Genomic DNA, 17787 nt, shown 5'->3' on the forward strand with positions numbered 1-17787 from the left:
TCCCCAGATCCGGGGGAGCGGGCACCGGCTCGTCAAGCGGCCCTTCTGATCACGCAGTGGAGCACGTCACCTGCGGCGTCGCCGTCGCCCCGTTCGCTATGAAGCCGAACGCCTCGCGCGACTGGCCCGCCGCCACGGCGCCGTTCCAGCTCACGTTGGTCGCCGTCACCGCCGACCCCGACTGCGACCACGTCGCGTTCCACGCCGAGCTGATCGTCTGCGAGCCAGGCCAGGTCCACGTCAGCTTCCAGGAGCTGATCGCCGCCGAGCCGGCGGTCACGGTGACCTTGCCCTGCCAGCCGCCGTTCCAGCTCCCGGCCACCGACACCGCCGCGGTGCAGGCGCCTCCGGTCGGCGGCGGCGTGGTCGTCGGCGGGTCGGAGGTCTCCTCGCCGCCGCCGCAGCCCGGGGCCGTGTTCGTCTGCGTCAGCAGGCCCAGGCGCCACGGCAGGCTGTTGTAGTCGCCGCCTGCGCTCGGATCGACGCCCTGGTACAGGTACCGCATGTTGCACGGGCTGATCTCCAGCTTCTGGTTCACGCCCGCGCGCACCATCTCGCCGTGGCTGATGTCCTCCGTCCACGCCCCGCCCGGGAACGTCACATTGGACGCCGCCATGAACGGGTTCGCGTTCGAGTCCGCCAGCGGCGTCCACGGCCCGGCGATGCTCGTCGACGTCCACGACCGGAAGTACCGGCCCACGCTCCCGAACGCCTCCACCAGCAGCAGGTACTGGTTCGAGCCCTGCACCTTGTACACGTTGCTGGCCTCCCACAGCGCGTACTTGTTGGAGTCCTGCATCGCGATCACCGGCTCGCTCATCCCGTTCGGGAAGTTCGCCACCGAGGTCTGCGACCGGTACAGGTGCCCGTTGTCGTCAGAGGAGAACAGGTGGCAGTTGACGTCGTCGCAGGTGACCCACATGTCCACCCAGTAGCCGCTGCCGATGTTGTCCCTGATGATCTGCGGCATCCCCGAGTAGAAGTGCTTCGGCGCCGTCCAGCCCGCGGGGTTGTTGATGTCCGCGTTCGTCGAGTACGCCGCGTTCCCGTCCTGGTACACCAGGTACCAGAGGTTCTGCGGCTCGTAGAAGAACACCTGGGGCGCGGCCCGGTACCCGGTGCCGATCCCCGACCGGTCCAGGTAGTAGTGCGTCGCCGACGCCGCCTGCGACCAGTCCGTGAAGTTGAAGTACACCATGTTGTACCCGCCGGAGTTCGCGATGGACGCGAACACGTGCCACTTCCCGCCCGAGTACACCACCGACGGGTCCTTCAGGCCCGCGATGCTCGGGTGGGACGAGTCGGGCTTCGGGCCCGCCAGGACCCCGCTGGAGCTCCACGAGTAGCTCGTGGGCAGCGCCTCGGCCTGCACCGGGTCGGCCGAGTCGTCGCCCTGCGCGCTGGCGCTCAGCGCGGCGGCCGCCATGGTGGCGGCCAGGGCGGCCGCCAGCAGCGCTGCGCGCACCGCCTTGAGCCTCGTTCTCACTGGGATTGCCATTGCCTCGCCTCTCTCGATGCGGCGCGGGCCGGAAGTTCCAAACAGTTCCGGAATGCACCCGGCCGCAGGACCAGGTTACCGATAAACATCGAGGTATGTAAATAGCTTGACCAGTGTCGCCATGCTCCGGAACTTCCGGAAACCGATTGCGCCGCAGCCCCGCGCACCGGTCCGCTAGAGTCCGGACATGACGATCATCGACGACCGCGGCCGCCCCGAGCCGCCCGCTGCCGGGGACGAGGCCGCCACCCTCATCGGCTTCCTCGACTTCCAGCGGGCCACCTTCGAGTGGAAGACCCGCGGCCTCGACGCCGCCGGCTTCTACACCTCGCTCCCGCCCTCCAAGATGACCTTGGGCGGCATGATGAAGCACCTCGCGCTCGTCGAGGTGAGCTGGTTCTCCCGCAGCCTGTTCGGCCGCCCCATGGGCGAGCCGTGGGACGACGTCGACTGGAAGGCCGACCGGGACTGGGAGTGGCACTCGGCGGCGCAGGACACCCCCGACGAGCTCCGGGCCCTGTGGGCGGCGCACGTCGAGCGCGCCCGCGCCCTCACCGCCGAGGCCCTCGCCGACGGCGGCCTCGACCGCCTCGCGCACGGCTCGTGGGAGGACGGCCGCAAGCCGTCGCTCCGCTGGATCCTCACCCACATGATCGAGGAGTACGCCCGGCACAACGGCCACGCCGACCTCATCCGCGAATCCATCGACGGCGAGACCGGCGAATAGCCGCGCCTTCCGTCTCCAATTGCACTAATCCGATGGAATGAATCGGAAATACAGTTCAGACCCGCGCGGTCCGCCTGCACGTGACAAAGGCGACGCGCGGGTCTTTTCCGTGCGCACCGATTGCGCTACGGTACGTGGGAATCCGCCCGATCCGGTGTCCAATGCCGACGGAGAGAGGACCCCTTTCCCATGCGCCGCACCACCGCGAAGATGCGACTCGTCAACACCCTCACCGCCCCCGCCGCCAAGGCCCGCCGCGACCCCGACCGGGTCTTCGACAAGATCCTCCTGACCGAGCGCTCCGACCTCGACGGGGCCGTGCTCACCGAGGAGGACGAGCGGTCCCTGGAGCACCTGCGGTGGTTCCTGCACCGCATCGCCGCCGTCGAGTCGCTCAGCGGCGTCGGCTGGCTCTCGGTCCACGACATGATCAGGACCCGCATCGGGAACCTGTTCCGCGTCCGCCGCCTCCAGGGCCGGCATCCGGAGGTCAGGCGCGAGCGGATCGAGGCGCCCGTGTTCGTGATCGGCCTGCCGCGCACGGCGACCACGCTGACCCACAAGATCCTCGCGAACGCCCAAGGCGGGCGCGGACCGTACATGTGGGAGATGGACAACATCGGGCTCGCCCGCACCGTCGAGGAGGAGCAGCGGCTGCGCCGCCGCACCCAGCGCAAGCTCGACCAGATCCTCACCCTCAGCCCCTCGTGGGGCCGCATCCACCCGGTCCGCTCCGACTGGGTCGAGGAGATCTACTTCCTGCTCAACCAGAGCCGCCTGCACAACACCATGGCGCCCATGCCGGAGTACATCGAGTTCATGTCGACCTACGACGCCCGTCCCGACTACCGGTTCGTGCGCGACACGCTCCAGATCCTCCAGTACCGGCGCCCGACGCCGCGCTGGATGCTCAAGCACCCCGACTGCCTCGGCGAGACCGCCGCGATCCACGCGGTGTTCCCGGATGCGAAGTTCGTGTGGACGCACCGCGACCCGCACACCGTCATGGGCTCGATGTGCTCGATGGCCGAGTCCCTCGCGTACCTGCACAACCGGCCCGGCTCGGTGGACCCGCACGAGATCGGCCGCACCTGGCTGCGCATCCTCCCCGAGATGGTCGACCGGGCCCGCCGGGAGCGCATCAAGATGCCCCGCGAGACCACCGTGGACGTGTCGTACCACGCGATGATGGCCGATCCGACCCGCGCCGTCCCCGCGCTGTTCGAGCAGCTCGACCTCAAGTGGACCGACGCGGACGAGCGGAACCTCGAAGAGGCGCTGGACCGCCCGCGGGACCAGCGCGGCCACGAGTACTCGATGGTCCACTACGGGCTGCACCCGGCGATGATCGACGACGCGTTCGGCGACTACGGCCTGTTCGTCGACAACCTGACGGCGAAGCGCTAGTCCGCGTACTCCACGGCGGTGAGCGCGGTGCCGCGGAAGGCCGCGAGCCGCTCGGCCTCGACCCCGATCGCCTGGCGGTCCAACGACTGCTCCCACGGTTCGAGGAGCACCGTGAACTTCTTCCCGGACTTGCGGGGCCGCCACAGCCCCGCGATCCGGCCCCCGGCGAGGACCGCGCCGGGGCGGCCGAGGACCGGCCACAGGGCCTTCGCCTTGGCGGGGTCGTCGACGAGGAGCTTCCGGTCCCGCGACTGGAGCAGCAGGTCGTAAGGCCCGACGAGCCTGACGGCCTCGGCGTCGGCCTCGCGCAGGGCCGCCTCGTCCCCGGCGAGGATCCACCGCTTTTCGCCCGCGACGTCGATCTCGACCGCGTCCGCGGGCCAGTGGGCCTTGACCTCCTTGACGGGGGAGTCGACGTACTCGGCGACCTCCTTCACCGTCGCGGGCCCGCACAGGTGCAGGTAGGCCCGGACCGGGTCGAGCCGCTGCGGGAACGCCTTCGCGGGCTTGAACCCCTTGACGGGCTTGAGGACCGGCGGCGAGGTGTGCGCCTCCAGTTCGAGCCCGGCGTGGACCGCGGCGAGGCGGAACGGCATCTCGTACAGGTGCACCGCGTCGCACGAGCGGCAGTACCGCTGGTACGGCTCCGGCAGCGCCTCGTGCAGGCGGGTCGACATCTCGCCCTTGACCATCGGCGCGGTGACGATCCGCTTCATCTCGGCCGCGACGGTGTCGAGCGCCTCCAGGACCGGGATGCCCGCGGCCTTGAGCGGCTTCGAGGCGTCGAAGATCCGCTTGGCCGCGTCGGCGTCCGACCACGGGGCGACCGCGGCCGCCACCGCGGCCATGTCGGCGCGCCGGTACGCGTGCGGGGCGCCGCGCAGCGTCCACAGCCACACCAGGTCCTCCTCCTTGATGCCGGCGCCGCGGACCGCCAGCGCCCACATCGCGCCGTCGGGGCCGGTGTCCTGCACCCCGAGGTCGAGGACGGCCGTGTCGGCGGCCGTGCCGTGCTCGCGGTCGAGCTGCTGGACGTGCGTGCGGTATCTCAGGACCTGGCGGCTGTCGATCATGCCTTCACCGTATCCGCGCCCCCCGACACCCGCTCCGGAAAAACTTCGGCGGCGGCGATGAATCCGGAGGAGCCCCCTCGTCTTCACTTTCGAGAGCCCGATACTCCCGGAAGGTACGAGACACTATGAGCACCAACGACATCGCCATCGAGAAGACCGTCGACGCCGAGCGCCCCGCCAAGGGCCTGCACGTGACCCTGTGGGTCCTCCAGGCGCTGCTGGCCGCGTTCATGATCGCCGCCTCCGGCGCCCCGAAGCTGTTCGGCGTCGAGTCCGCCGCCGAGGGGTTCGCCCTCATCGGCTGGGGCGACTGGTTCATGTACGCCGTGGGCGCGCTCGAAGTCGCCGGCGGGGTGGGCTTGCTGATCCCGCGCGCCTGTGGCCTTGCCGCGATCGGCCTGAGCCTGCTCATGGTCGGCGCCGCGATCTTCAACGCCACGATCCTGGACTACCCGGTCTACACCCCGCTGATCCTGCTGGTCCTGTTCGCGCTCATCGCCTGGGCCCGCTTCTACCAGACCCGCCGCTTCCTCTCCCGCGGCTTCAAAGCCGTCTGACGCGAACCCGAAAGGGCCGGTGGCACCGCCACCGGCCCTTCCACCGCGCCGCCGCCGAATCTGCTAGACATCTCCCATGACCGACAAACCCGGACTGCCGCTGCGCAGAAGCCTCTCCCAGAGCCCCCCGCTCACCGCGGGCATCCTGCTCGGCCTCGGCCTCGCCGTCGCCTACGCGCTCGTCTGGTCGCTCCAGGAGCTGAGCACGGTCATCACGGCCCTGGTCGTGGCGGCGTTCCTCGCGATCGGCCTCGAACGCATCATCTCCACCATGACCCGCCGCGGCATGCCCCGCTGGCTCGCCATGACGATCCTGTTCCTCGGCGTGTTCCTCGTCTTCTGCGGCGGCATCGCGGCGATCATCCCCGCGCTCGTGCGCGAGACCGCGCAGTTCGTCGAGCACGTCCCCGACTACTACGACGCGATCATGAGCAGCAAGCTCGCCGCCCAGTTCGGCGGCGAAGCGGGCCTGGCCGAACGCGCCCAAGGCGTCCTCACCGCCGAGAACATCTCCAAGGCCCTCGGCGGCGTCGCTGGCGGCGCGGCCTCCGCCGCCAACGGCCTGGTCTGGACCGTCACCACGATCCTCCTCACCGTCTTCATCCTCGCGTCCTACACGCAGCTGCGCCAGGGCTCGCTGCGCCTGGTCGCCGCCTCCAAGCGCGAGCAGACCGGCCGCATCCTCGACGGCATCCTCAAGCAGGTCGGCGCCTACCTCATCGGCGCACTGGCGATCGGCCTGTTCGCGGGCGTCTCGTCGTGGATCTTCATGGCGATCGTCGACATCCCCTACGGCGCGCTGCTCGCGCTCCTGGTGGCCCTGCTCGACCTCATCCCGCAGATCGGCGCCACGATCGGCGCGGTCGTGGTGACCCTGGTGGCCCTCGCGGTCTCGCCGATGACGGCCGTCGCGTCGGCGATCTTCTTCATCGCCTACCAGCAGCTGGAGAACTGGGTCATCTACCCGACGGTGATGCGCAGCGCGGTGAAGGTCTCGAACCTGGCCGCGATCGTCGCGGTCCTGGTGGGCGGCACGCTCTTCGGCGTCGTCGGCATCGTCCTGTCGGTCCCGATCTACGCGGCGGTGCGCCTGATCGCCAAGGAGATCGTGATCCCGCGCCTCGACAACTCGTGAGCGAAGGGGCCGGCGGCGCATACCCGCACGCGCCGCCGGCCCCGGTCGCCACAGCATAGGGCCACCTCGCAACGGCGCGCTAGGCTGGGACTGTTGAGCCGCGCGAGCGCGGCCGTTTCGATGCGTCCCCCGCGTTGAGAGGAAGCGCCCGTGTTCGGCACCGTCGACCTGTGGACCTATGTCGTCGCCTCGGTCCTCGTCATCCTGCTCCCCGGCCCCAACTCGCTGTACGTGCTGTCCGTGGCCTCCCGGCGCGGGCGCCGCGACGGGTTCAAGGCCGCGGCCGCGGTCTTCTGCGGCGACTCGGTCCTCATGATCGCCACGGCCGCCGGCCTCGCCTCGGTCTTCGCGACCTCGCCGCTGATCTACAACCTGGTGCGCTGGGCGGGCGTCGTCTACCTCGCCTACCTCGCGTTCGGGCTCATCCGCGGCGGCGTGAAGTCCTGGCGCGCGGCCCGCCGCGGCGATGCGATCGAGGAGGCCCCCGCGCCCGCCGCGTCGCCGAACGAGCGGCCCTTCACGCGCGCGCTCGTCGCGAGCCTGCTCAACCCCAAGGCCATCCTGTTCTTCGTCTCGTTCTTCGTGCAGTTCGTGGACCCCGGCTACGCCTACCCGGTCCTCAGCTACGGCGTCCTGTTCGTGATCATCCAGGTCCTGTCGATGACCTACCTGACCACGCTCATCCTCGCCGGGGACGGCCTCGCCCAGGTGTTCCGGCGCCGCCGCCGCCTCGCCGCGGCCGGGAACGGCCTCGTCGGCGCCGTCATGATCGGCTTCGCCACCAAGCTCGCGGCGGGGTAGCGGCCTAGCAGGCGCTCCCGCGGCGCCCCCGCACCATCCCGCGCAGCAGCCGCTTCGGCGCGGGCGCCTCCGGCAGCGCCTCCTCGGCGCCGACCGCGAACGCCCGCAGCATCTGGCCCACGAGCCGCCGCGACGCCTCGCCCGCCGCGTCGGTGGCCGCCGCCAGCACGCCCGCGTTCGCCATCAAGAGGATGAGCAGGTCCTCGGGCGCGAAGTCCTCGCGCAGCCGCCCCTCGGCCTTCGCGCGGCCGATGAGGTCGGTGAACGCCGCGAACGCCTCCTGCCGGTGGCGCTCAAGCACTTTCGCCGACCCGAAGTTCATCGTCAGCACCTCGGCGAACCCGCGGTTGTCCGCCTGGAGCCCGCACACGGTCTCCACGTACTCGCGGAACCCGTCCCACGCCGACGCGCGCTCCCCGGCCGCGAGCGCCGCGGCCCGGTTGCGCTCCATGGCGTCCTCGAACACCGCGGCGATGAGCTCCGTGCGGGTCGGGAACCGCCGGAACAGCGTCGCGATCCCCACGCCTGCGGCGCGGGCGATCGACGCCATCGACGCGCTCAGGCCCTCCCGCTCGTAGACCCGCCGCGCCGCCTCGATGATGCGCTCGCGGTTCTGCTCCGCGTCGCAGCGGAGGCGGCGGGGGCGCTTGCGGTCGGGTTCCATGCCGCCATCCTAACCAAGTGGAATGCCCTATCCGCTTGTGTTGTTACACTCGGCGCCAGCAACCGGATAGACCGCTCCGCTTGGGAGCGGCGCCCGTCGATTCGTTATGGAGACGCCCGCATGAACGTCCTGCTCTGGATCCTGCAAGGCCTTCTGGCCCTGGCCTTCCTGGCCGCCGGTGTGATGAAGGCGACCCAGCCGAAGGAGAAGCTCGCCCCGCAGATGCCGTGGGTCAACGACTTCTCCGCCGGGACCGTCAAGTTCGTCGGCATCGTCGAGTTCCTCGGCGCGCTCGGCCTCATCCTGCCCGCCGCCACCGGCATCGCCGTGGTCCTGACGCCGCTCGCCGCGGCGGGACTCGCGCTCACGATGGTCCTCGCCGCGGCGTACCACGTGCGCAAGGGCGAGTACTCCGCCCTCGTGGTCAACGGCGTCCTGTTCCTCATCGCCGCCGTGATCGCCTGGGGCCGCTTCGGCCCCTGGTCCTTCTAGAGCCGCCCGAGCGTCCGCAGGCCCGGCAGCGGCTTCCCGTCGAAGTCGAACAGGGCCTGGTTCTCCCAGCCGTTGCCGCTGGACGGGTCGGCCGGGTCCCACCCGGCTCCCGCGACGCCCGTCCAGGTCGGCTCCCAGTAGACGACGCCCCTGCCGAGGCCGTCGGGCACGTTCCTGACGACCTCGGCGATCTGCTCCAGCCAGTGCACCTGGTTCTCGGGGCTCGACGGGTACCCGGCCACCGGCTCGGGGTCGGTGACGATGTTCGCGAACCCGTCGGCGTCCCCGGTGGTGAACGGGTACGCGGTCTCGACCACGTAGAGCGGCTTCCCGTACCGGCCCGCGAGGTCGTTCAGGTTCGCCTCCAGCCCCGAGAGCGGCCCGTGCCAGTACGGGTAGTACGAGGCGCCGATCGCGTCGAACGGCACCCCGTTCGCCACGGCGTTGTCGAAGAACCACGTGAACGCGCCGTTGTTCCCGCCTTCGGCCAAGTGCAGCACGGCCTTCGCCTGCGGCGCCGTGTCGTGGACGGCATCGCACCCGGCGGCCAGCAGCTCCGCCATCTGCTCCAGCTGGTCCCACCTGCCGTCGGGCCACAGCAGCCCTCCGTTGGTCTCGTTGCCGACCTGCACGAGCGTCGGCTTCACCCCGGCCCGCCTCAGAGCGCCGAGGACGTCGGCCGTGTGCTCGTACACCGCGGTCTTCAAGTCCGCGAACGACAGTTCGGCCCACGCGGCGGGCTTGTTCTGCTTCCCGGGGTCGGCCCAGGCGTCGGAGTAGTGGAAGTCCACCATGAGGTCCATCCCGGCGCGCTTGGCGCGCTTGCCGAGCGCCACCACGTGGTCCTTGTCGTTGTACCCGTCGGCCGGGTCCACCCAGACCTTCGCGCGCAGCGTGTTCACGCCGCTGTCGGCGAGGATCTGCACGGCGTCGCCGGGCCGGCCGTTCGCCTTGCGGTACACCGCGCCGTAGTCCTCGTTCTTGAGCAGGCCGGAGACGTCCGCGCCGCGCACGAACCTCCCGCCGGGCTTTCCTCGGTCGTCGCCGACGGCCTCGGCCAGAGCCGGGACGGCCGCTGCCGCGGCGATGCCGAAGACGCCTGCGCCTGCGGCGGTGAGGGCGGTTCTGCGTTTCATCAGGGGTCGCTTTCTCTTGCGGGGGTTCGGGGGCCGGCCGCGCGGAGTGCGCCGCGCGGCCGGCCCCGACCAGGGGGATGGAGGTTCGGTCTAGAGGGTCCCGAGGGTCTTCAGCGCGGGCGTGACCTTCCACGCGTAGTCGAACAGCGCCTGGTTCTCCCAGCCGTTGCCGCTCGACGGGTCGGTCGGGTCCCAGCCGTTGCCCTTGACGGCGGTCCAGGTGGCCTCCCACCAGAACACGCCCGCGCCGCGGCCGTTCGGGACGGCCTTGACGACGTCGGCGATCGCCTTGAGCATGTTGGACTGCCCGGTCGTGCTCGCCGGGTAGCCGGAGACGGGTGTGGACGACGAGACGATGTTCGCGAACCCGTCGCTGTCGCTCGACGTGAACGGGTACGCGGTCTCCACGACGTAGACCGGCTTCGCGTACCGCGCGGCCACGTCGTTCAGGTTCGACTGGAGGCCCGAGAGCGAGCCGTGCCAGTACGGGTAGTAGGACGCGCCGATGGCGTCCCACCGCACGCCGCGGCTCTTCATGGCGTCGAAGAACCACCGGAACAGCGAGTTGTTGCCGCCCTCGGCGAGGTGCAGCATGACCTTGATCCCGGGCACGGTCGCGTAGGCCGCGTTCGCACCCGAGATGAGGAACTGCGCGAGGTTGTCGAGCTGGTCGTAGCGGCCGGTGGGCCACAGCATCCCGCCGTTGAGCTCGTTGCCGATCTGCACCATCTGCGGGGCCGCGCCCGCCGAGACCATCGCGCCGAGCACGTCGGCGGTGTGGTTGTAGACCGCGGTCTTCAGCTGCGCGACGCTGTAGTTCGCCCACGCCGCGGGCTTGGTCTGGCTGCCGGGGTCGGCCCAGACGTCGGAGTAGTGGAAGTCGACGAGCACGTTCAGGCCGGCGGCCCTGGCGCGCTTGGCGACCGCGACGACGCGCGCCTTGTTGTTGTAGCCGTCGGCGGGGTTCACCCACACCTTCAGCCGGATCCAGTTGACGCCGCTCTTCTGGAGGATCCAGATCGCGTCCTCCTTCCAGCCGTCCGACCACATGTAGACGCCGCCGAGCGCCTCCGACTTGGCCAGGCTGGAGATGTCGGCGCCGCGGGCGAACGCGGTCTGCGCGGAGGCCGCGGTGCCGCTGCCGAGGACAGCGAGTGCCGGGGCGGCGACTGCCGCGGTGAGGGCGGTTCTTCTCTTCATTGAGACACTCTCCCTGAGGGTGATTTTCTTGGCGGCGGCCCCGCGGGAGTGCGGGGCCGCCGGGGCTTCTAGGCGTCGGCGAGGACCACGACCCCTCCGGCGCGGACCGGGACGCGGCCGTCGTACGCGGTGCCGTCGAGCGCGTCGACGCCCGCGCCCGGCACCTGCACGTCCTGCCCGGTGTGGTTGATGAGGAAGCGGTGGGCGCCGCGGCGGACCACCTCGACGCCGTCCGGGACGCCTTGCGGCCGTTCGACTCCGGCGGCGTCCATCGCGGTCGCCAGCAGCTCGTCCAGGCCCGTGCCCGCGTCGAGTGCGGTCGCGGCGTACCACGCGGTGCCGCGCCCGAGGTCGTGCCGGGTCAGCGCCGGACGCCCCGCGTCGGGACCGGACGCGAAGCGCGCCACGGCCTCCGCGCCGTCGAGGCGCACGTGCTCGGACCAGATGCGGCCCGCCGCACCGGAATCGAGACTCAGCGACTCACGCTCGTGGAGCGGGTGGAACTCCTCGATCCACAGTCCCAGGGTCTCCCGCAGCGCGCCCGGGTGCGCCCCGGGGTGGACGGTGTCGTGCTCGTCGACGATCCCCGAGAAGTACGAGACCACCAGGTGGCCGCCGTTCTCCACATACCCGCGCAGGTTCTTCGAGGCCGCGTCGGTGAGCACATAGGACGACGGCGCGACCACGAGCCGGTACCCCGACAGGTCCGCCTCGGGGTGCGCGAAGTCCACGGTGACGTGCTCGCGCCACAGGGCCGCGTAGTACGCCTCGACGCGCTCGCGGTACTTCAGGTCCACCGAGGGGCGCCATTCGAGTTCGAGGGCCCACCAGGACTCCCAGTCCCACAGGACCGCCACGTCCGCGGCCACATCGGCACCCACCACGGCGGACAGCTTCTTGAGGTCGTTCCCGAGCGCGGCGACGTCGCGCCACACCTCGGTGTCGGTGCCGCCGTGGGGGAGCATCGCGGAGTGGAACTTCTCGGCCCCGGCCCGGGAGGCCCGCCACTGGAAGAACATGAGCCCGTCGGCGCCGCGCGCGACGTGCGCGAGGGAGTTGCGGCGCAGCTCGCCGGTGGTCTTGGCGATGTTGCGCGGCTGCCAGTTCACCGCGGACGTGGAGTGCTCCATGACCATCCACGGGCCGTTCGCCACGGCCCGGGTGAGGTCGGCGCTCATCGACAGCTCGATCTGGTGGTCCGGGCGCTCGGCGATGAGGTAGTGGTTGTTCGAGACCACGTCCACAGTGCCCGCCCAGCGCCGGTAGTCCATGCCCTCGCAGTTGGGGATCATGAAGTTCGTGGTCGCGGGGGCCTCGGAGTGCCGGGCGATGACCTCGCGCTGCATCCGGTAGTTGCGCACGTGCTCGTCGTTGGAGAACCGCTTCCAGTCCAGTCGCAGCGCGGGGTTGACGCCCGGCGGCGCGGCCGCGGGGGCCTCGACCTGGTCGAAGGACCGGTACACCAGGCCCCAGAACGCGGTGCCCCACGCCTCGTTCAGGCGGTCCACATCGCCGTACTTCTCGGCCAGCCACCCCTGGAACGCCGTCGCGGACGCCTCGCAGTAGCACTCTACATTGGCCCATCCGTACTCGTTGTGGATGTGCCACAGCTTGACCGCCGGGTGCTTGCCGTACCGCTCCGCGATCTTGTCCACGATGGATGCGCAAGCCTCGGCATAGGCGGGGGAGGAGGGGCACACGCCGTGGCGCGAGCCCCCGGCGAGGGTCCGGCCCTCGGCGTCCACGAGCCTGATCTCCGGGTGCGCCTTGCGGAGCCACGCGGGCGGCGAGGAGGTCGGGGTCCCCATGTTGACGCCGATTCCGTTGGCGTGCAGCAGCTCCACGATCGCGTCGAGGCCGCTCCAGTCGTACTCGCCCGGGGCGGGTTCGATGATCCCCCAGTTGAAGACGCCGAGGCTGACGAGGTTGACGCCCGCCTCGCGCATGAGGCGCACATCTTCGAGCCAGATCTCCTCCGGCCACTGTTCGGGGTTGTAGTCGCCGCCGAAGCGAATGTCCTGCACTGCGGTCTCCTGTGAGGTTCCTTGCATCAATGCCTGTGAACGTGCACAGTACTCCACGCCTAGCCGCCGTGCAACCTGTGGTTCAGTCGGTCCTCGTTTCGAAATTGTGATCGTTTCATGAAGTACGTTTCACGTGAAACGGATACAAGCGGACATAGATATGTTGCTAACTGCGACGTGAGTCGCTAGATTCGTGTAAACGTTCACAGTCCGGTGGCACGCCTCTCTCAGCCCAGCGGGCACTGGACTCCCTCTCACCGAGACAAGGACTTGACATGCGCAGCAACGGTGCTTACGCGGGACCCTCGATGAACCGCCGCCGCCTCCTCGCCGCGGGCGGCGGGGTCGCCGCGGCCGGGACCCTCGCGGCCTGCGGCTCCCCCGAGGAGGAGCCGGAGGAGAACGGCGGCCTCGACTGGGACGCCGACGCACAGCAGTACGTCATCGAGGAGGACATCGCCTCCGGCAAGGTCCCGCTCAAGCTGTGGTTCGAGAACGAGGACCTCGCCAAGGCGCAGATCGACGCGTTCAAGACGGCCTTCAAGGACGTCTACCCCGACATCCAGTTCGAGTACGAGCTCGTGGCCCAGAACGACGCCGTCTCCGAGATGTCCCTCGCGGGCGAGGCCGGCAACGGCGGCGACGTCTTCATGAGCTTCTACGACCAGATCGCCCGCGCGATCGAAGAGGGCACCGCCGCGCCCCTCGGCGAGTACGAGACCGTCCTCAAGGGCCGCCTGGCCGAGACCTTCACCAGCGCCGTGTCCGGCGAGGACGGCCAGATGTACGCCGTGCCCGTCACCACCGAGTCCATCGCGCTGTTCTACAACAAGCAGCTCCTGACCGACCTGACCGGCTCCGACCAGCCGCCCGCCACCTGGGAGGACGTCAAGTCCATCGCCGCGGGCTACAACGACGCGGCCGCCAACACCTGGACGATCCGCTGGGTCCCCGGCGAGATCTACTACTCCTACTCCGTGCTCTCCTCCATGGGCTGGCAGGCCTACCCCGGCGGCGACGTCGCCGCGCCGGGCTTCGACGACCCGGCCCTCGTGGAGGCCCTCGACTACTACAAGGGCCTGCGCGAGATCTGGAACGTCCCGTCCGCCGACGCCACCCCCGAGACCGTCGAGGCCGAGTTCGCCGCCGGGAACACGCCGCTCATCATCACCGGCCCGTGGGCGTTCTCCGCGTTCGACGCCGGCGCCGCCGAGAACGGCTTCGAGTACGGCGTCACCACCATCCCCTCCGCGCCCTCCGGCGACCCGGCCTCGTCCTTCGCGGGCATGCACGTCATCGCCGTGTCGGCGTACACGAAGTACCCGGCCGCCGCGCGCGTCTTCGCGAACTTCCTCGCCTCCGACGCGGGCGCCGCCGCCCTCTACGCCACCACCGGCCAGATCCCGGCCCTGAACGCCGACCTGCTCGCGGGCATCGAGGGCCTCTCCGAGGACCCGCACGTCGCCGGGATCGTCGCCCAGTCCACCCAGGCCGACCTGTTCCCGCAGCTGCCCGAGTACTTCTGGTCGACCGCCAACGAGATGACCGTCGCCGTCTGGGACGACCTCTCGTCCTCCGCCGACGCCGCCGCGGCGGCCGTCGCCGGGTACGACGAGCTCGCCGGACTCTAAGGGACGCAACCACAGATGGGCACTGCTCAGAACGGCGGGCTCCCCGCACCGGTGCCGGGCGTCGCCTCGGCCCTGGTGTGGGGCGCCGGCCAGCTCATGAACCGGCAGGTCGGCAAGGCCGCCTTCTTCTTCGCCTTCTTCGCCGCCCTGATCGGCTGGGAGATGGGGACCGGCAACTACTACGCCGGGATGGACTTCGCGCCGCGCTCCAACGGCGGGTTCTTCATCAAGGGCCTGTGGGGCCTGCTCACCCTCGGCACCCAGCCGCGCCAGATGACCGTCACCGGCCTCACCGACGGCGACAACTCCATCGTCCTCATGGCCAACGGCCTCATCGCGCTCCTCACCCTCGCGCTCCTGGCGATCGTGTGGGTCTGGAGCATCCGCGACGCCCACGCCTACCGCCGCCGCCTCATCGAGGGCGGCCTGCGCGAGACCTCCCTCGCCTACTTCAAGCGCGTATGGGAGGGCGCCTTCGCGTACATCGTGCTGTCGCCCGGCCTGATCCTCATCGTGTTCATGTCGGTCCTGCCGGTGCTCTTCGGCATCCTCGTCGCCTTCACCGACTACAACCGGGACAACCTGCCGCCGAAGAACCTCGTCAACTGGGTCGGCTTCGACAACTTCGCCACGATCTTCGCCGTCCCCTCCTGGACCGCGACGTTCCTCGGCGTCCTCGGCTGGACCTTCGTGTGGGCCATCGTCGCCACGGCGACGACCTACGCGGCCGGATTCCTCCAGGCCGTGCTCCTCGCGAACAAGAAGGTGAAGTTCCCGCGCGTGTGGCGCTCGGTGTTCCTGCTGCCGTGGGCCGTCCCCGGCATCGTCTCGGCCCTGGTGTTCCGCTCGATGTTCAACGGCCAGTTCGGACCCATCAGTCAGTGGCTCGTCGACGTCGGCCTCACCGACGAGCGCGTCTACTGGTTCACCGACCCGTCCCACCCGAACCTCGCAAGAGCCGTGGCACTGCTCGTGAACCTGTGGCTGGGCTTCCCGTTCTTCATGGCCCTCGTCGGCGGCGTGCTCACCAACATCCCCGACAGCTACTACGAGGCCGCCCGCATGGACGGCGCCGGACCGCTCCAGCAGCTGCGCCACATCACCTTCCCGGTGGTGCACCGCACCGTCGCGCCGCTGCTCATCCTCGCGTTCGTGTCGAACTTCAACAACTTCGGCGTCATCTACTTCCTCACCCAGGGCGGCCCCGACAACGCCGACTACCGGTTCGCCGGGAGCACCGACCTGCTCATCACCTGGCTGTTCAACCTCACTCTGGACAACCGGCTCTACAACATCGGCGCGGTCATGAGCATGCTCATCTTCGTCATCGTCGGCACCATCTCGGTGTGGAACCTCAACCGCTCCAAGGCGATCCGGGAGCTCTGATCACATGACCACCGAAACCGCAGCACCGGCGCGCAAGCGCCGCCGCACCTCCCCGCGGGGCGAGAAGGCCGCGAGCCTCTTCCTCCACCTGGAGCTCCTGGTCGTCGCGATCATCGTGATCTTCCCGCTCATGTGGATCGTCGGCGCCTCCTTCAGCCCCGGGACGGGCCTGGCGAACGCCAGCCCCATCCCCACCGACGCCACCCTCGACCACTACGTCAGCCTCTTCACCGAGACCGACTACGGGCGCTGGTACCTCAACTCCCTGTACGTCGCCGTCCTCAACATGGTCGGCTCCGTCGTCCTGTCGGCCCTGTGCGGCTACGTGTTCTCCCGCATCCGCTTCCGCGGCCGCAAGGCCGGGCTCCTGGGCATCCTCATCCTCCAGATGTTCCCGACCTTCCTCACCGCCATCGCCGTCTACATGCTGTTCCTCAATTTCGGGCTGCTCGACTCCCTCACCGGCCTCGCGCTCGTGAGCATCGCCGCCGCCCTCCCGTACAACACGTGGCTCATGAAGGGCTACACCGACAACCTGCCCGCGAGCCTCGACGAGGCCGCCGCGATCGACGGCGCCAGCCGGTGGACCATCTTCGTCAAGATCGTCCTGCCGCTCATGCGCCCCATGCTCACCTTCGTGGCCATCACGCAGTTCACCGTGCCGTGGATGGACTTCATCCTCCCGCGCCTGCTGCTCCAGAGCCCCGAGAAGCAGACCGTCGCGCTCGGCCTGTTCGCCATGATCGAGGACGTCTACCAGAACGCGTTCACGACCTTCGCCGCCGGCGCGGTCATCCTCGCCGTCCCGATCACCATCCTCTACATCGTCCTCCAGCGCTACCTGGTGACCGGCGCGTCCGCCGGCGCCGAGAAAGGCTAGACATGTCCCTGCCGCCCATCCGAGGCGCCGACGTCTCCATGACCGCCGAGATCGAGGAGCGCGGCGCGGCCTTCCGCTCCGGCGGCGCCGAACGCGACCTCTTCGAGATCCTGGAGTCCAACGGCGTCAACTGGATCCGCCTGCGCCTGTGGGTCGACCCGCGCGACGAGACCGGCGAGCCCTACATGGGCGGCACGAACGACCTGGACACCACGATCGCGCTGGCCCGCCGCGCCAGGGCCGCGGGCCAGCGCCTCCTGCTCGACCTCCACTACTCGGACTTCTGGACCGACCCGAAGAAGCAGTCCACGCCGAAGGCCTGGCGCGGCCTCACGGGTGCGGACCTTCAAGCGCGCGTGCACGACTGGACCGCGGAGGTCCTCGCCGCGATGAGCGCCGCGGACGTCTACCCGGACATGGTGCAGGTCGGCAACGAGATCACCAACGGGATGCTCTGGCCCGAAGGCAGGACGCCCAAGTTCCTGGACGCCGAGCGCCGCTTCGACGGCGAGGACCCGGCCGCGTTCGACCGCCTCACCGGCCTCCTTCAGGCGGGCGCGGCCGCGGTGCGCGAGTCCGGGGGCGCGCAGGTGATGGTGCACCTCGACTTCGGCGGTGCGAACGAGCTCTACCGCGGCTGGTTCGACCAGGCGACGGTGCGCGGCCTCGACTTCGACGTCATCGGCCTGTCGTACTACCCGTACTGGCACTCGACCCTGGAGGACTTGGGCGCCAACCTGAACGACCTCGCGCTGCGCTACGGCAAGGGCCTCGTGGTGGTCGAGACGGCGTTCGCGTGGACGACGGCCCAGCCGGAGGGCCACCACCAGGTCTTCACCGCGAAGCTCGCGGAGGGCCTGCCGTGGGAGGTCTCGCCCGAGGGCCAGACCGCGTTCCTGCGCGACCTGTACGCGACCGTGGCCGCGGTCCCGAACGGCCTGGGCCTGGGCATCGTCTACTGGGAGCCCGCGTGGCTCCCGGTGGCGGGCACGACCTGGGCGTCGCGGGCCGGCATGGAGTACGGCGACGACGTCTTGGACGAGGCCGGGAACTCCTGGGCCAACCAGGGCCTGTTCGACTTCGACGGCGACGCGCTGCCGTCGCTGCGGGCGCTCGGCGGCGCCTGACCGCGGAATCCGGCGAGGCCGTCACCCCCCCTAGGGCCGACCCGATCAT

At 70.0% G+C, this 17787-nt stretch carries 16 protein-coding genes and 1 pseudogene; 10 read left to right on the top strand and 7 right to left on the bottom strand.

The window, feature by feature from the left end; all coding sequences use genetic code 11:
- Positions 1 to 49: 49 nt before the first annotated feature.
- Positions 50 to 328, bottom strand: coding sequence for a cellulose binding domain-containing protein (locus B0I28_RS28535; RefSeq protein WP_342761237.1), 279 nt, complete (start codon positions 326 to 328; stop codon positions 50 to 52).
- Between the two features lie 84 nt (positions 329 to 412).
- Positions 413 to 1363 (bottom strand): annotated as a pseudogene (locus tag B0I28_RS21560) (glycoside hydrolase family 62 protein); the annotation flags it as partial.
- Positions 1364 to 1685: 322 nt separating this feature from the next.
- On the opposite strand from B0I28_RS21560, the gene B0I28_RS21565 reads away from it, so the two are divergent.
- Positions 1686 to 2225: a DinB family protein gene (locus B0I28_RS21565; protein ID WP_106365925.1), complete on the top strand. Its 540-nt coding sequence runs from the start codon at positions 1686 to 1688 to the stop codon at positions 2223 to 2225.
- A gap of 189 nt (positions 2226 to 2414) precedes the next feature.
- On the top strand, positions 2415 to 3632 hold the full coding sequence (locus B0I28_RS21570; RefSeq protein ID WP_106365926.1) for a sulfotransferase family protein: 1218 nt from the start codon (positions 2415 to 2417) through the stop codon (positions 3630 to 3632).
- Here the strand turns inward: B0I28_RS21570 and B0I28_RS21575 are convergent.
- Positions 3629 to 4705: a winged helix DNA-binding domain-containing protein gene (locus B0I28_RS21575; protein WP_106365927.1), complete on the bottom strand. Its 1077-nt coding sequence runs from the start codon at positions 4703 to 4705 to the stop codon at positions 3629 to 3631. The genes B0I28_RS21570 and B0I28_RS21575 overlap by 4 nt on opposite strands.
- A gap of 125 nt (positions 4706 to 4830) precedes the next feature.
- Here B0I28_RS21575 and B0I28_RS21580 point away from each other — a divergent pair, with 125 nt between their 5' ends.
- The 3 genes from B0I28_RS21580 (at position 4831) to leuE (ending at position 7198) form a co-directional block, all read left to right on the top strand.
- A complete protein-coding gene (locus tag B0I28_RS21580; protein WP_106365928.1) occupies positions 4831 to 5262 on the top strand; it encodes a DoxX family protein in 432 nt (143 codons plus the stop codon).
- A 76-nt stretch (positions 5263 to 5338) separates the two neighbouring features.
- On the top strand, positions 5339 to 6397 hold the full coding sequence (locus B0I28_RS21585) for an AI-2E family transporter (RefSeq protein WP_106365929.1): 1059 nt from the start codon (positions 5339 to 5341) through the stop codon (positions 6395 to 6397).
- Between the two features lie 150 nt (positions 6398 to 6547).
- Entirely contained in the window at positions 6548 to 7198 is a 651-nt protein-coding gene (leuE, locus tag B0I28_RS21590; protein ID WP_106365930.1) for a leucine efflux protein LeuE, read from the top strand.
- 4 nt (positions 7199 to 7202) lie between these two features.
- On the opposite strand, the gene B0I28_RS21595 is transcribed toward leuE, so the two are convergent.
- Entirely contained in the window at positions 7203 to 7862 is a 660-nt protein-coding gene (locus B0I28_RS21595; protein ID WP_106365931.1) for a TetR/AcrR family transcriptional regulator, read from the bottom strand.
- Between the two features lie 120 nt (positions 7863 to 7982).
- Here B0I28_RS21595 and B0I28_RS21600 point away from each other — a divergent pair, with 120 nt between their 5' ends.
- Positions 7983 to 8354: a DoxX family protein gene (locus B0I28_RS21600; protein ID WP_106365932.1), complete on the top strand. Its 372-nt coding sequence runs from the start codon at positions 7983 to 7985 to the stop codon at positions 8352 to 8354.
- Here B0I28_RS21600 and B0I28_RS21605 read toward each other — a convergent pair.
- The 3 genes from B0I28_RS21605 to B0I28_RS21615 form a co-directional block, all read right to left on the bottom strand.
- Positions 8351 to 9490 carry a glycoside hydrolase family 53 protein gene (locus B0I28_RS21605; protein ID WP_106365933.1) on the bottom strand — a complete coding sequence of 380 codons (1140 nt, stop codon included), beginning with the start codon at positions 9488 to 9490 and terminating at the stop codon, positions 8351 to 8353. The genes B0I28_RS21600 and B0I28_RS21605 overlap by 4 nt on opposite strands.
- 90 nt (positions 9491 to 9580) lie before the next feature.
- The gene (locus tag B0I28_RS21610) at positions 9581 to 10690 is read right to left on the bottom strand and encodes a glycoside hydrolase family 53 protein (protein WP_106365934.1); all 1110 of its coding nucleotides are present in this window, start codon (positions 10688 to 10690) and stop codon (positions 9581 to 9583) included.
- A gap of 68 nt (positions 10691 to 10758) precedes the next feature.
- A complete protein-coding gene (locus tag B0I28_RS21615) occupies positions 10759 to 12714 on the bottom strand; it encodes a beta-galactosidase (RefSeq protein ID WP_219926910.1) in 1956 nt (651 codons plus the stop codon).
- Positions 12715 to 12989: 275 nt separating this feature from the next.
- Between B0I28_RS21615 and B0I28_RS21620 the strand changes: the two genes are divergently transcribed.
- From B0I28_RS21620 to B0I28_RS21635, 4 genes are read left to right on the top strand one after another with little or no spacing between them, the layout of a single operon-like run.
- Positions 12990 to 14345 (top strand): extracellular solute-binding protein, encoded by a 1356-nt coding sequence (locus tag B0I28_RS21620; protein ID WP_106365936.1) that lies wholly within the window; start codon positions 12990 to 12992, stop codon positions 14343 to 14345.
- Between the two features lie 15 nt (positions 14346 to 14360).
- Positions 14361 to 15731: a carbohydrate ABC transporter permease gene (locus B0I28_RS21625; protein WP_106365937.1), complete on the top strand. Its 1371-nt coding sequence runs from the start codon at positions 14361 to 14363 to the stop codon at positions 15729 to 15731.
- 4 nt (positions 15732 to 15735) lie between these two features.
- Positions 15736 to 16611, top strand: coding sequence for a sugar ABC transporter permease (locus B0I28_RS21630; RefSeq protein WP_106365938.1), 876 nt, complete (start codon positions 15736 to 15738; stop codon positions 16609 to 16611).
- 2 nt (positions 16612 to 16613) lie between these two features.
- Positions 16614 to 17738 carry a glycoside hydrolase family 53 protein gene (locus B0I28_RS21635; protein WP_106365939.1) on the top strand — a complete coding sequence of 375 codons (1125 nt, stop codon included), beginning with the start codon at positions 16614 to 16616 and terminating at the stop codon, positions 17736 to 17738.
- Positions 17739 to 17787: the final 49 nt, after the last annotated feature.

The organism is Glycomyces artemisiae, from assembly GCF_003002955.1.
Lineage (GTDB): Bacteria > Actinomycetota > Actinomycetes > Mycobacteriales > Micromonosporaceae > Glycomyces > Glycomyces artemisiae.